8 protein-coding genes are annotated in these 15,404 nt (G+C 53.5%); 2 read left to right on the top strand and 6 right to left on the bottom strand.

Annotated elements, in window-relative coordinates:
- Positions 1-18: 18 nt before the first annotated feature.
- The gene (locus Enr17x_RS09975; protein ID WP_198001079.1) at positions 19-1,698 is read right to left on the bottom strand and encodes a DUF1549 domain-containing protein; all 1,680 of its coding nucleotides are present in this window, start codon (positions 1,696-1,698) and stop codon (positions 19-21) included.
- Between the two features lie 299 nt (positions 1,699-1,997).
- On the opposite strand from Enr17x_RS09975, the gene Enr17x_RS09970 reads away from it, so the two are divergent.
- On the top strand, positions 1,998-2,771 hold the full coding sequence (locus Enr17x_RS09970; RefSeq protein ID WP_145308270.1) for an SDR family NAD(P)-dependent oxidoreductase: 774 nt from the start codon (positions 1,998-2,000) through the stop codon (positions 2,769-2,771).
- 15 nt (positions 2,772-2,786) lie between these two features.
- On the opposite strand, the gene Enr17x_RS09965 is transcribed toward Enr17x_RS09970, so the two are convergent.
- Complete coding sequence (locus Enr17x_RS09965) at positions 2,787-4,193, bottom strand: DUF1501 domain-containing protein (protein WP_145308269.1); 1,407 nt, start codon at positions 4,191-4,193, stop codon at positions 2,787-2,789.
- 12 nt (positions 4,194-4,205) lie between these two features.
- The gene (locus tag Enr17x_RS30435) at positions 4,206-7,301 is read right to left on the bottom strand and encodes a PSD1 and planctomycete cytochrome C domain-containing protein (protein WP_198001078.1); all 3,096 of its coding nucleotides are present in this window, start codon (positions 7,299-7,301) and stop codon (positions 4,206-4,208) included.
- Between the two features lie 215 nt (positions 7,302-7,516).
- On the opposite strand from Enr17x_RS30435, the gene Enr17x_RS09955 reads away from it, so the two are divergent.
- Positions 7,517-9,322, top strand: a complete 1,806-nt coding sequence (locus Enr17x_RS09955; protein ID WP_145308265.1) for a glutaredoxin domain-containing protein — start codon at positions 7,517-7,519, stop codon at positions 9,320-9,322.
- Positions 9,323-9,527: 205 nt separating this feature from the next.
- Here the strand turns inward: Enr17x_RS09955 and Enr17x_RS09950 are convergent, their stop codons facing one another.
- From Enr17x_RS09950 to Enr17x_RS09940, 3 genes are all read right to left on the bottom strand, one after another.
- Positions 9,528-11,006 (bottom strand): DUF1501 domain-containing protein, encoded by a 1,479-nt coding sequence (locus Enr17x_RS09950; protein ID WP_145308263.1) that lies wholly within the window; start codon positions 11,004-11,006, stop codon positions 9,528-9,530.
- A 35-nt stretch (positions 11,007-11,041) separates the two neighbouring features.
- Positions 11,042-13,675 (bottom strand): DUF1549 and DUF1553 domain-containing protein, encoded by a 2,634-nt coding sequence (locus Enr17x_RS09945; protein WP_145308261.1) that lies wholly within the window; start codon positions 13,673-13,675, stop codon positions 11,042-11,044.
- A gap of 282 nt (positions 13,676-13,957) precedes the next feature.
- Positions 13,958-15,334: an FAD-dependent oxidoreductase gene (locus Enr17x_RS09940; protein ID WP_145308260.1), complete on the bottom strand. Its 1,377-nt coding sequence runs from the start codon at positions 15,332-15,334 to the stop codon at positions 13,958-13,960.
- Between the last annotated feature and the right edge of the window lie 70 nt (positions 15,335-15,404).

The following is a 15,404-nucleotide window of genomic DNA, read 5'->3' as shown; positions in this document are numbered from 1 at the left end:
GGAACACATTGAAAAGTCTTAATGATTAAAGCGGAATTCATCGGACGACAACGCCGCCCAGACCAGTTGGGGTAAACCCTGATCAGGTTGATCCTGGCTGACTTTCAGGTACGCCGCCACCTGTTCGATTTCTGTCTGCTCGGGTAAACGCGAAAAGACGGCGAGATACAGAGCTTCCGCAATTTCGGGCGCTGTTTTCAGTTTCTTCAGTCGGGCCGTTAAGTTCGTACCGGAGGGCGTTAACCAGGATTGCACCAGCGGCCCGTTTAACAGGAATAAAGCCTGATTCGCCGAAGCGTCAAAACGCGAAGATTGTGCGCCCACCTTCCCAAACGTGGTGACGAAGGAAGTCACATTTCCTTTTAATGCCTCGTGCAGTTTTTCTTCCTGCCACTGTGGATCGTCTGCTTGCTTTGTCCCTTTTTTGGCGTCCTCTTTGACCTGCTTTGCTTTCACGCTGGCCAGCGTTTTCTCGGTCACACCGGTGGCCTGCATCATCGCCCAGGCGAGCTGCTCAGGAGAGAGCGGTTTTAACAACCCCACGCCAAAATTGACTTCTTCAGGAAATTCCGCGTCTGCAGAAACATGACTGCTGCGCTGATAGGTTTTTGACAGTGCCAGTTCACGCAACAGGAATCGCATGTCACTGTCGTGTTCCTGAAATGCTTTTGTCAGCAGAGCCAATACCTTGGGGTGCGAGGGGGGATTGTCGGCGTGCCACATATCGAGCGGTTCCACAAAGCCGCGCCCCATCATCATCGCCCACAAGCGGTTCACAATGTTCTGCTGAAAAGCGAGATTGGCCGGGTTCGTCATCGCATCGGCTAACTGCAAACGGCGACTGTAAACGGGCACCGAACGTACATTTTTGGCCGGTTTGACTTTGTAGAGTACTTTCTTTTTCTCCGGGTCAGGAATTTCCGGCAGGTCCAGCATCCGCGGCGCCGTCTTTCCTTCTTCGTTTGTAAACACCGAGGTAAAGGTCACCAGCCCTTCGGCTTTTTCGCCGATCGTCATTTTCTTTGTCTTGGGATCTTTGAAGAGATAACTGCGGCTCAAAAAGGCATTCAAGCCGTGATAGTGCCGCTGCAGATAATCATTCACATTCGGATGATTATGACACTGCGCACATTCCAGATCGCGCCCCAGAAACAGCCGCCCCAGATCGCGGGTCACGACTTCGGCTTTCAATTCCCGATCAAGCAGAAACTTGGCCGCCGGTCGTGTTTTCTCATCGGTGCCGTCAACCGTTAGCATTTCCTGAACCAGCGTGTCCCAGGGTTTGTTTTCCAAAAATGATTTTCGCAGATAGTTCCGCCACTCAGCGGCAGGCACATGTTTGTCGCGACGGCGTTCCATTAGCATCGTGTCGAACACATATTGCATCCGCCGCGCATGTTCGGGTGATGCCAGTAGCCGATCGACTAACAACGTCCGTTTTTCCGGTGTTGTGTCGGCTAAAAAAGCTTGTACTTCTTCAACGGTCGGAATGGTTCCGGTGAGATCGAGTCTGACCCGCCGCAAAAACGTGGCATCGTCTGCGAGAGGTGCTGCCTCTTTTTCGAACTGCTGATTCCCCCCGCCAATCAAAGAATCGATCTGTTGATGTAGTGGTACTTCGGCAGAGAAAGCGGAAACCGATCCGGCAACAAGGATGACCTTGCAGAAAACCAGTTGTGGGATGGAACGTAATCTCATAAGGTCACGCAGTTTAGGTAGGGTTAAGCAAGTAGGGACCGAAGCAGGAGCGGCCATATATCGGAGTCTGTTTATTCTATCGAAACTTGGCGCTCATTTCAACAAAATCTCTGCATTCATCCCTTTTTTCAGCATTTCCCTCACAGGTCGAAATCACGCCGGAATCCAGACTTAGACCGAGATCGCTGATATCCACTGAGCATCAGTAGAACGAACGACTCTTGAGCGATATCATCAAATAAACCTGACGCAGAATTAAAGCCGCTTCCAATCGCACACACCGAGATCAGAGAGCCATCATGTCCGAATCGAATTTTCATCCTGCTCGTTTTCAAAACCGTGTCGCCCTGGTGACCGGAGGTTCCCGCGGCATCGGTCGAGCCTGCTGTTTGCGTCTTGCGCAAGAGGGCGCCCGTGTCGCCATTAATTATCGCAGCGGTCAGGAAGATGCACAGGAAACACTGAAGCAGATCGAAGCAGCCGGTGGAACGGGCATGCTCGTGCAGGCTGATGTCTCCGACAGCCAGGACGTGGATCGCATGGTCGGGGAGATCGAATCAAACTGGGGGCCCGTTGAGTTGCTGGTGAACAATTCGGGAATCTTCATTTATCAGTCGCACAGGGAATTAACGGAAAACGACTGGCGGCAGATGCTGGATGTGAATCTGACGGGAACGTTTCTGGTCACCTGGCGTGTGAAGGAAGGCATGCTCAAAAACAACTTTGGTCGCATCGTGAATATGAGTTCGCTCTCCGGTCTGCAGCCGCGTCCGATGTCGATCGCGTATGCCGTCAGTAAAGCGGGCGTGGTCTCGTTCACACAGAGTACTGCGGTCGCCTGGGCGAAAGACAATATCCGAGTCAACGCGGTCGCCCCCGGATTGATCGACACCGAAATCCTGACAGGCGTCAACCAGGACGACCTCGATAAAATCATCGAGGCCACGCCAATTCCACGGATGGGTGAAGTTTCGGAGGTCGCGTCGATGGTGTCATTTCTGCTGTCCGATGAAAGCAGCTTCACCACGGGACAGACGCTCGTCATCAGCGGCGGTCGCTGCATGCTGCCTTGAGATTGTCGCGAACGATTACGCGATAATGTCTTTGATGACGTGTGCTTCTTCCACACCGGTGAGACGGAAATCGAGGCCCTGGAATTTGTAACTGAACCGCCGGTGATCGATGCCGAACAGATGCAGCAACGTCGCATGAAAGTCACGCACATGGACCGGATTTTCTGCAGCCGCATAACCGAAATCGTCAGTCGTGCCAAAACTCTTACCCCCTTGGACGGCGCCGCCTCCCAGCACCATCGAAAAGCCTTTGATATGATGATCGCGACCGGTCCCCTGAGCCATCGGCGTTCTGCCGAATTCGCCGCCGAAGACGATCAGTGTGTCATCATACAGGCCCCGCTGTTTCAGATCTTTAATCAGAGCCGCGGTCGCCTGATCGACTTCTTTGGCTGTGATCTCGATCGAACGTTTAATCCCGCCATGATGGTCCCATGCCCGGTGATAGAGCTGCACAAAGCGGACGCCCCGTTCGAGCAGTCTTCGCGCCAGCAGACAATTTGAGGCGTACGTGCCGTCGCCCCCTTCGGTTCCATAGGCTGACATCGTTTCCTTCGATTCATTTTTCAGATCCATCAAACCCGGCACACTGGTCTGCATGCGAAATGCCATTTCGTATTGGCCGATGCGTGTGGCAATTTCGGGATCGTGCACTAGATCATCGAAGCCCCGATTCAACTGATTGACCGTATCCACGAGCCGGCGCTGCTGCTGCATCGTGACGCCCTCCGGTCGATTCAGATACAACACCGGCGCCCCGGTGGCTTGAAACTGAACGCCCTGAAAACGCGAAGGCAGAAAACCGCTGTGCCACTGACGTGCGGCGATCGGCTGGGCCTGCCCCCCTTTCCCCACGCTGGTCAAGACGACATAGCCGGGAAGATTATCGCATTCCTGTCCCAGTCCATACAACAACCACGAGCCCATACTCGGACGGCCCGCCTGGGAAGAACCGGTATTGAACAGCGTATGCGCGGGGTCATGATTGATCTGGTCGGTATACATCGATCGAATGATGCACAAGTCGTCGGCCACCGAACCGATGTTGGGAAACTGTGAACAGATCCGCTGGCCGCTTTCACCGAAACTGGTAAACTCAAACTGCGGTGCGAAACATTTGAGCTCGCGTCCCTGCAGCTGCGCCACCTGCTGCCCTTTGGTCAGCGATTCGGGCATCGGCTTGCCATGCATCTCGCGTAACGTCGGTTTATCGTCAAACGTTTCCAGGTGCGAAGGCCCGCCCGCCATACAGAGATGGATCACCCGCTTGACGCGCGGCTTAAAGTGCGGCTTCGAAATCACACCCTGCCCGAGATCGCTGGCACCCGCATCGCGAGACAACAGCGACAGCAGAGCCGCTGGTCCAATGCCCAGTGCCGATTGACGGAGAAAACTGCGTCGTGAAGAATAAAAGTCAGACATATTGAAAGCGCCTTAATATCGTGTGATCGTTTCATGCAGATTCAGAACCGCCCGCGCCACGCTGGTCCAGGCCGCCAGCTCAGCGGGATCGATGTCGCCAGACGGTTTGGCCAGACCGACGGACAAAATGCGTTCCGCTTCTGCCTGTTGTGTTTGGTAAAGTTTCAAATCTTCTTCATACAGTGATTTCAACAGCGTTTTTTCGTCATCACGGGGCGCACGCATTAACGTCTGCTGCGTGAGCCAGTTCAATCGTGCTTCAAATTCCGGCTGGGGACTTTCCTTCAAAAGACGCGTCGCCAACACGCGCGCCGATTCAACAAACGTCGGATCGTTCAACAACACCAGTGACTGCAAAGGCGTATTCGAGCGGGGCCGCCGCGCCGTACATTCTTCACGGGCCGGCGCATCAAAGGCCAGCAAACTCGGGTGCAGGAACGTCCGCTGCCAGTGGGTATATAAGCCACGCCGATACTGCTGTGGACCGTTATCCTGCTGATAGGTTCGTTTGGGGAAATTCAACTGCGCCCAGTATCCCGCCGGCTGATATGGTTTGGCACTCACGCCCCCGATTTCCTCATTCAACAGCCCGCTCAATGCGAGGGCATTATCACGAATCATTTCCGCTTCCAGCCGCCAGCGCGACTGCCGGGCATAGAGCCGGTTATAAGGATCGCGTTCGCGCAGCGCTGCTGGCAACGCCGAAGACTGCTGATACGTTTTTGACGTCACAATCAGACGCAGCATGTGCTTGACATCCCAGCCGCTTTCCACAAATTCAGTCGCCAGCCAGTCGAGCAGTTCGGGATGCGTGGGCATTTCTCCCTGTGAACCCAGGTCATCCACCGAACGGGCCAGACCCTGACCGAACATCAGCATCCACAGTCGATTCACAAACGTGCGTGCGACCAGCGGATTGTCGCGTGCGGTCATCCAGCGTGCCAGATCCAAACGCGTCGGACGCGTGTTTTCAGCGACTTTGATCTGCGACAGAAAATGTGGTACCCCCGGCTCAACAATCTCTCCTGAATCGTCCATCCAGTTACCGCGCGGCAGCACCTGCATCGTGCGCGGCTTCGTCGCCGACGTCGCTAATGTCGTCACAATGCTTTTTTCTAAGTGATCTTTCTCTTTTCGTAACTGTGCCAACTGCGCGCGTTCTTTGCTCAATAACGGCGTCGCCTCACGGAACGCAGCGTCGATCTGCTTCTGCTGTTCCGCTGTCCGTTTTTCAGCCGGAAGTGTAACGAGTTCCTGAAGCTGTTCGGAAGCAGAAACCCCCGGTTTACTGATATCGACGTTTGTTGAAAACGAAATCCGAAAACGTCCCAGGTTATGACCTGCGACAAAATTCTGAACCAGACGAATCTCACAGGTGTTCTTATCATCCTCTTTCTTCGCAGGCTCTTCGGTATTGGACTCCTCTGTTTCCGGCTTCCCGTTTTTGGGCTCGGTCAGCTTTCCTGTCAGAAGCATTTGCTGGCGTTTTCCGATGTGTGGCAGAATCGCCCAGCCATTCTTATGCCCATTGATAACATATTCGGGTGAATGATTGCCTTGAGAATGGGAAGCCGTCGCTTTCTGCCATTTTACCGGTGCATCATTAACCGTCATTTCCACTCCGTTCAGAACCAAATTCCCATTGCCGGCACGTCCCGGCCCCTGTTGAGGCAGTGAGATATCGGGCAACAACTCTATTCGCAGAGCAAACGGCTCGTCACCAGGAAGTTTACTGTCACTGAATTCGAGGACATACACATCATGCTTCGGATTCTTTCCACTCGCCAGCACCGAACCGTCCTCCAGCACTTTGAGTGTCGCGCCTCCTTCCGAGCGAACCTGTTTCGGCTTCCAGACCGTCCAGCGGTCGGTGCCTGACTTGATCTCCTGCTCCCACCTGCTTCGGTCCGCCTGCAGTTCGGGAGTCGTTTTCGCAAATTCGGTTTCCGCCTGTTTGAGCGAGACATCCAGCTCCTGCGTGCGTTTTGCCTGCGCTTCGGTCGGCACCTGAAGTTTGGCGACGTGGTTCGCGCCACTCACAATTCCCTGCTCTTTAATGTCGGCAAAAAAGGCAGCGAAGCGATAAAAGTCTTTTGTTGTAAATGGATCAAATTTATGATCGTGGCACTCCGCACAGCCCAGCGTTGAACCGAGCCAGACCGCGCCCGTCGTACGCACCCGGTCCGCGGAGTACTTTGCCAGATATTCCTTGGGTTGAACGCCCCCTTCCGCCGAAGCGCGATTCAAGCGGTTATAAGTGGATGCCACTTTCTGCCAGAGTGTTGCATCCGGTAAGAGATCGCCGGCCAGTTGCTCGGTCGTAAATTCATCAAACGGTTTATTACTGTTGAACGCGTTGATTACATAATCCCGGTAAGGCGAGACACTCTGAACCTGATCTCCGTGGTAGCCCAGCGTATCCGCATACCGCACCAGATCCAGCCAGTACAACGCCATCCGTTCGCCAAAATGAGGAGAATTCAAATATTGATCCACCAACCGGGAATACGCTTCCTCGCTCGGATCTGCTGCAAACGCGGCAACCACCGATGGCTCTGGTGGCAGACCGGTCAGATCAAAAGAGAGACGCCGAACCAGAGTGCGCGGATCAGCGGTCGGACTCGGTGCAAACCCTTCCTGTTTCAGTTTGCGCTGGATAAAGCCATCAACGGGATTCACTGTCGCAGCGGCTGTCTTTGCCGGAACATCCGGACGCACCAGCGGCGTCAACGACCAGTGTTGCTGGTATTGTGCGCCCTGATTGATCCAGTTTCGCAACAGTTCAATCTCGGCTTTGGTAAGCGGCTTGTCGTGATCCGCGGGCGGCATCAATTCACTTTCATCGGTGGCGATGATCCGCCGCACGAGTTCACTCTCTTCCGCTTTACCTTCGACAATCGCACGATGCCCACCTAAATCTGCGAGGGCCGCCTCACGATCATCCAGTCGCAGATCGGCTTCACGCGTCTTTTCATCCGGTCCATGGCAGGCAAAACATTTGTCCGACAGAATCGGACGTATGTCGCGATTGAACTCGACGGGAGCTTCTGCAAATGCACCAGCCCCCCGAAAACAAAAGCAAACAGCGATCACTATACTGAGTCTCATATCGCGCATACTCCAACTCATGATAAATCATCAAAGCAACTAAATCTGACACGGAATCCAATCAACGCCTGATTACTCTAGTGTAAATACGCACGGCGGCATTTCCTAGCTCAGCGTTCTCATTTTTCACACTTGAGTATAGACCACACGGGTACCAAAGTGAATAATAAAGCCATCACTGGAAGAGACCGATTATTTTCTGGAAATAGAGGATCATGAGGAACGCGTCAATCATTGAATTCGTCAGACCAAACCAGCATTTGCTGAGACTCCTTTTTCTCGGCCTGATCCTGCTCTCCCAGTTCGCGGGTGCCCAGCCTGCTTTCTCAGAGGAACCGCGATGTGCGTCGCTGGAACTCTTCATCCGTAACGACGATGAAGAGAATACGCAGGTCATCAAGCGAGTCAAAGCGTTCGCGGAAAAAAACGGGCACATCAAACTCCATATTCACAATCTTGATGAAGATAAAAAGCATGACGAACGCTTTCAGCAGATTTTAAAGTATTTTCATCTGGAAACCGCCGAAACCCCGGCACTGTATGGGTGTAATTATCTGCTCAGAAAACTCAAACCCGATGAAACAACAGACACACGAATCCAGTCCCTGTTAACGGTCTCCATCTATACCAGAACTGGCTGTGCCAAATGTGCAGCCGCCAAAGAGTTCCTGCCTCTGCTCAAAGAGCAATATCCGGTCTTTCAATACAAGATCTATGATATCGTCAGCGATAACAGCGCGCGGGAACGGGTTCAGAAACTATCGGAGCGTTACGGAAAACAAGCCGTTAGCGTGCCCGTCTTCCACTTCTGCAACAAATTGATCGTCGGCTGGGTCAGTGAACAATCGACGGGCCAGAAGCTGGAAGAGACCATGCAGTTCTGGACGAAGGCCTGCCCGAAAGAGAAACCAAAAGCAAAGCCGGCAGATGAAAATCAGAGTTCCAGCAGCACAAACCAGCTGAACCGACCGCCTGCACTGAAAGCGCCCGATGCGATTAACGCTCCCACACTGGCGGTCAGACCCGTTCCAGTTCAACCCCTCGTCTTAAGTGCGCGTGTGGACACGCATAGCATCACGCAAACCGCCAGCCTGCTCCTGGCGAGTCAGCTGGCCAGTTTGGCAGACGATGATGCGTTAGATCCTCCCCCGCCAGCCCTACCCTCCGATGAGGGGCTTCCCCCGATCCCGGGCGGTGATTCCAGCCCGCCACCACTCCCCTTTGGTCAGCCGCCGGTGGTGGCAGGCGAAAAACAGCCCCCTCCCGCGTTAGAAGAGGGGGACACCATCGAGGTTCCCTTTCTCGGAGAGTTAAGCCAAAGCCGGTTAGGAATGCCGGCTTTTACTTTTTTAATCGGCCTGGTGGACGGGTTTAATCCCTGCGCCATGTGGGTGTTGCTGTTTTTGCTGTCGTTGCTGGTGAACCTGAAGAGTCGCGCTAAAATTGTCGCAGTCGCGGGCACGTTTGTTCTGATCAGCGGACTGGCGTATCTGGCATTTATGGCGGCCTGGCTCAATGTGTTTTTACTAATTGGTTATCTGCCGACAGTGCAGTTTCTGCTGGGACTCTTTGCCGTGATGATCGGATTGATTCACGTCAAAGATTATTTCGCATTTAAAAAAGGGATCTCGCTTTCGATTCCCGAATGGGCTAAGCCCGGACTCTACGCCCGCATGCGGCGGATTGTCAACGCCGAGAATCTGACCGGAGCCATCATCGGTGCGTCGATTCTCGCCGTGCTGGTCAATATCATCGAACTGCTCTGCACCGCTGGACTGCCCGCTCTCTATACGGAAATCCTCACCATGCAGAACTACCCTGCCTGGAAATCGTACTCGTACCTCTGCCTGTATATCGTGGCCTATATGCTGGACGATACCATCATGGTCACGATTGTGGTGGTCACGCTGGGCCGTCACAAATTGCAGGAGACGCAAGGGCGGTATCTCAAACTCTTCAGCGGCGTTGTCATTCTTCTGCTGGGACTGGTTCTGATCATTAAACCATCGTTGCTGTTTTAAATGTCGGCTGATCCGGTTTTTAATATTTTCGAGCCGGAATGACTTATTAGCCGCAGGGCGTTAGCCCCGGTTTCTTACATTTGCTAAGAGGCATTTGACTTATTCAACGCTACCTAGAGCGCATCACATTTAACCATAGCGTGTCTCAATCTAATATACTCAATCCAAATGGCCTTGGAGACGCTACAATAAAACTGGACACAGTCTAGCTCAGAATATCGTGTATTACTTCCCCGTAATCCCGCTCCAGCCGTTGTCGGCCGGGATAGTTTAGTTGCGTCGTATCGAGGCCCATCTGATGCAACACCGTCGCATGCAGGTCGGTCACGTAGTGACGATCTTCAACGGCATGAAAACCGAGTTCATCGGTGGCCCCATGAACGTGGCCTCCCTTAATGCCGCCCCCGGCCATCGCAATACTGAAACCGTGCGGGTGATGGTCGCGTCCCGAGCCCTGCACGGTACTGTTTCCTTCGCGGTGCTCGGCTCCGGGGGTGCGGCCGAATTCCGATCCGATCACCACCATCGTCTCATCCAGCAGACCACGCAGTTTCAAATCTTTAATGAGTCCGGCGATCGGTTGATCGACTTGTGCCGCGAGTTTCGAATGCAGCCGCTTGATGTCTCGATGCGAATCCCAGGCCCCGGCATTGCCGCGATAACCGTGGAACAGTTGAATAAACCGCACGCCCTGCTCCGTCAGACGACGTGCAGCCAGACACTTCTCACCAAAGTCTTTCGTCACTTTATCATTCAGACCATACAGGTTTTGAACTGACTCGGTTTCTTCCTGAAACTGCATGACTTCCGGAACCGTGGATTGCATCTGAAACGCGAGTTCGTACGATTTGATCCGCGCCTGCAGATATTGATCGTCCGGGTATTGAATTCCGGTTTGCCGATTCAATTTCCCCAGCAATCCGAACATTTTCTTTTGTTCGGCCGGAGTCAGCCTTTCATCAGCCGAACGCACGAAGGACAGCGGCTGCTTCGCGTCGACTTTCATCCGCACGCCTGCATGCTCCGGTCCTAAATAAGCAGAACCGTGTGTCCAGGCAGCACCGCAGCAATCGGCACTGGGATTTCCGAGCACCACATAATGCGGCAGATTTTGATTACCCGACCCAAGTCCATAACTGACCCACGAGCCAACCGTAGGAAACGCTCCTTCAGTAATTTTCCGGCCGGTATGATAAGTCAACTGGGCACCATGATTATTATCAATCGTCCACATCGATCGGACCAGCGTCAGATCGTCGGCACAGGAACCCATGTGGGGGAACCAGTCGCTGATTTCTAATCCGCTCTCGCCATATTTTTTGAAGCCGGTCTGCAGCGGCATCAGTGATTTATAGATTTTTCGTTTCTGCTTCGAGGGATCCAGCAATACTTTGTTAATCTTGTCTTTATTGAGGACCGCATCTCCGAACGGCGTTTCATCGATCGACTTGCCCGCGTATTTGTTGAGTGCCGGCTTGGGATCAAAACTCTCCAGATGGCTCAAGCCCCCGATCAGAAAGATCCAGATCACCGATTTTGCTCGCGGCGCCAGATGGCGGCCTGATCGGGATTCCGAAGCTTGCAATTCCCCATTCTGAAACAACAACGAAGTCAACGCCATGCCGGTCATACCCATACCGGTATCTCCCAGAAACGTACGGCGGTTCATGTGAGGCAATGACATAGTAATCTCTTTCTTATGGAATCAACGTCTGATCGTTAGCGAATCGTGACGAAATCATTATGGTTGAACAGCACGGTAATCAACTTCTGAAACTGGTCTTGCGAAGGTGTCCCTTTGCCCCCCTCGGTCCCATCAAACAGAAATTCACGACACAGCTTTTTTTCTTCCGCGTTTGGTAGACGGGAAATAATCGACAGAAACGCTTCCTCAATGAAGGCGTCTACATCGCCCGTTGTCTTTTGTTCGATTTTTGCCGTCAATGCTTCACTGGCCAGAAACGATAACTTACTGTTCGCCAGCGCCAACGCCTGATGCGGTTGGACGCTCGTTTCACGCATATAACATTCTGAGACACTGGGCCCGTCGAAGATCTGAACAAACTCGACCAGTTTTTCGTGCGCGTGTCTCAAATAAATACTCTTGCGACGAGAATCCTGGGCCTGTTCATTGCTGATATCCGGGCCCCCCAGTTGCGGATCAAGTCGTCCGGGAATCGACAGTAGATTATCGCGAACGATCTCACCTTCCATGCGGCGGGCCGACTTTTTCCAAAGATACAGATTATCCGGATCAATTTTGGAATTCGCTTTTGAACCGGTGCCCGCCATTCGGTATGTCGCACTGGTGACGATCAACCGGTGCATCTCTTTCATGCTCCAGTTTCGTTTCATCAGTTCCGCAGCCAGCCAGTCCAGTAAAGCCGGGTGCGTTGGTTCGCGACCATTGCCGCCAAACTCATTCACCGTTGGGACAATGGGCTGACCGAAGTGCCGCAGCCAGATATGATTCATCGCCACCCGCGCGGTCAGCGGGTTGTTCCTGTCTGTCAGCCAGCGGGCAAATGCCAGACGACGTCCCGAACTCTGTTTCGGATAGGTCGGCTGTTTGCGCGGCGTGTACTTCGTCGTCACTTTTGCCTGAGCCGCTTCTTCTGCTTTCTTCAGACTTTTTTCTGCCGCCTTGTGGGCTTGTTCGGCTTTCTTGAATTGTTGCTTCGCTTTGCTGATGGCTGATTTTTTCTTTCCTTTTTCTGCCTTCGCCAGCGTCTGTTTCGCCTGCTCCTGTTTCTCAACCGCGGACGTCAGTTTCCAGTGCGCCTCCTTGAGCGCCGCCTCGCGCTGTAACTTCACCAGTTCTTTTGCGGCGGTCTTCCACGCATCCGATTTCTTATCTCCCGCAGCTTCCATTTCTTCAATCGCAAACTGCGCTTCTAAGACGGCTAAGGCACTTTCGGCAGCCAGACGCTGTTCCGGCTGCTTTGCCTGCTCCATCGCACCTCGCATCTGAGACAGAAAGTCTTGTTTTACAAAGTCCCGCTGGGCCGGTTGACTGGCCACCAGCGGCAGGGAAACCGGTTGCACTTCATACGCGCCCCCCAGGAACTTCGGAACCCCGGGAGGAATGCTTTTATCTTTGACTGGCCGCCGCTCATCCCCTTTTTCGAAGAACCAGGTTTTGGCAGTCACCGATTTATCATAGGCCCGTGGAATCCCATTCTCGGAGGTATCCAGCACACCTTCCACGCGATCGGTGCGTACGTGATAAGTTTCAAAAACCGCACGCATCTGATAGTACTCGTCTTGTCGAATCGGATCGTACATATGATCGTGGCATTTCGCACAGCCCACGGTAATCCCCAGAAAGGCTTGTGACGTATGCTTCACCACATCGTCCATCCACTGATCCCGAACTGCGTGATAGTTGCGTGCCAGAAAGCCGGTTGCGCGCAGCGTATCCCAGTCATCGGGTTTCAATTCGTCCGCCGCCAGCATTTCGACAACCATCTGATCGTAGCCCTTGTCGGCATTCAACGATTCAATAATCCAGTCCCGCCAATGCCAGATATGCCTCTGACTCACACGGAGTGCATCTTTATAACCGGCCCAGTCACTGTATCGCCAGACGTCCATCCAGTGTCGTCCCCAGCGCTCGCCGTAAGCGGGATGCGCGAGCAAGCGATCTACCACCTCTTCGTAGGCCCGCGGATTGGTTTCGCTCTCTTTTAGAAACGCACGAATTTCTTCCGGCGTCGGATTCAATCCGACCAGATCCAGAGAAACGCGTCGTAACAAAATCGACGGCGCCGCTTCACCGGCCCGCTTCAGGCCTTTCTGTTCGTGACCGGCGGCAATGAAGTGATCGATGGGATTCCGCGCCCAGTCCGCGTCTTTAACCAATGGTACTTCAGGACGTTTTACCGTCTGGAACGGTTTCCAGGCATAACGATTTTGATACTCGCTGAACTCAGCGGTCAAGGTTTTCAGTTTTTGAACTGCCGCCGCATCAGGGAATTTGGTTTTGTCACCGGGAGCCGTTCCGACCAGAATTTCCTGCAGATTGGAAAAGCCATCTCCGTCGGCATCCTGGTCGGCGAGCAATTTCAGTCGCAGCGCAATTTCGGGATCGCGATTCGCTTCGCTCAGCTTGTCCCCTTCGAGCCGTAATTGTGTTCCAAACGGATTGTGCGGAAAATCATCCAGCGACTCCGCCCCTTCGGCATGTTTGCCAACATGACAGGTGCCGCAGGAATTCATGCTCTCGGAAAGATAGTTTCCAAAGTAGCGGGCAAACGCACGGCGGTTCGCCGGATTCGCCCAGGCAGGAGTGCAGATTCCCCACGCTGAAACCAGCAGCAGCACACAAATAGCTCGTCTGTTTAAACCGTTCATATTTTAACCATCGGAGTTCTACGCGTTTGCAGTTTAAAAAACAGGCAGCAAAAAGACGCAGATATTTCAGGGTTATCGAATTTGGCACTGCGAGCAAAAGCGCTCACATCGCGGGCGAGAGTCCAGGTAGGAGAGCGAGGCATCCAGTTGAAACATCTGTTCTCAACAGAACACACGCATCAATAGAATAGCATATCAGAATTTCAGGAAAATGCCAGAGAAAACTGCAGATCGAAGGGCAATATCAACAACTGATTCTGTATCCATTCTCACGGTACATCATTAAACAATGGCTCCCTGTTCACGCAACCTTGTACGAAGCAATTTTACATCCAGATCCCGTGGTGTCATACCTTGTTGAATCGACAGACTCGCTGCAGTTCCCGCTGCCTCTCCTGTCGCGTAACAGGGAGGAATCACGCGTGCGGAAGCGGCGCCTTCGTGGTCGGCGGAGATCGGCCGGCCGGCCACCAGCAAATTATTCACCTGTCGCGGCACCAGACAGCGATACGGTATCTCATAATGGTCGGCGTGAATTCCTTCCAGTCGCCCCCGCGGTCCCTGTGGATCATGAATATCAATCGGATACGAACACTGGGCGATCCCATCCTCAAACTTGTGACCTTCCAGCACATCCTGACCGTTGAGTACATAGTCTCCTAGAATATGCCGCGTTTCACGAACACCGACCTGCGTTCCCGTCGCGATCAACTGCGCATGCTCCAGTCCGGGACAGTGCGAACGGAAAAACCGAATCAACTCCCACGCCTGACGCCGCCCTTCGATTTCCGCACGCGACAGATCATCAGGGTTGGTCCCGTCCACATTCTGAATACGCGTGGAATTCACCCGCCATTGACCGGGCGTCGGCTCGCGATAAATATTCAGAAATTCGCGCTCCAATGTCCATTCGCCGCGTTCCCGCGCTTCCTTCACAATGCACTCAAACAAACGCTCCCCGGGATGCAATTGTTCGTGTTCCCGCATCCAGACTTCCACACGCGCGTCATCGACATTGCCAATCGTCAGAAACAACGTGACCGGCATCATCTTGCCGTCTTCACGTCGGCCCACTTCAAAGGGCGCCCCTGCTTTCGCAGCGATATCGCCGTCTCCCGAAGTATCAATCACCACTTTGGGGCGCAGTAATCCCAGGCCTGCCTTATCAAGGATGATGATATCCCGAATCCGTTCCCCGTCCATCACGACATCAACAAACGACGTATGAAAACGAATTTGCGCGCCGGCATCACACACCATTTCCAGCGTCGCCATCTTGAGTGCTTCAACGTGAAACGGCGTCACGTTGGCATGTCCCAGTTCGATAAACGAGGCCCAGGCAGAACCGGCTTCCGTCGTCCCAGGATCGACGGCGCCGCCCATCGCCACCATGCGATCGATGACTTCCTGAAACAGTCCCCCAACGAGCTGGCGTTTGCCGTCCGGTGTATAAGACGTCATAAAGGGACCGACCATCCCGGCTGTCGAAGTCCCGCCAAGAAAACCATATCGCTCGACCAGCACAGTCGACGCTCCATTCCGCGCGGCCGCTGCCGCAGCCGCCACCCCGGCAGAGCCACCTCCGATGACAGCCACGTCAACGGTAGCACGTAACGGAATCTCCCATGTGTGACTGATTGTTTCCAGCATGTCTGACATAAAAAGCGATTCCTCTAAAGTAAGTGAGAGCAGCAATATCACTTTAGAAAATAGCAATAGTCACACAGGG

The organism is Gimesia fumaroli, from assembly GCF_007754425.1.
In the GTDB taxonomy this organism is placed as follows: Bacteria; Planctomycetota; Planctomycetia; order Planctomycetales; family Planctomycetaceae; genus Gimesia; species Gimesia fumaroli.
The sequence above is the reverse complement of the archived record's forward strand: the minus strand, read 5'-3'. Positions and strand labels throughout refer to the sequence as shown.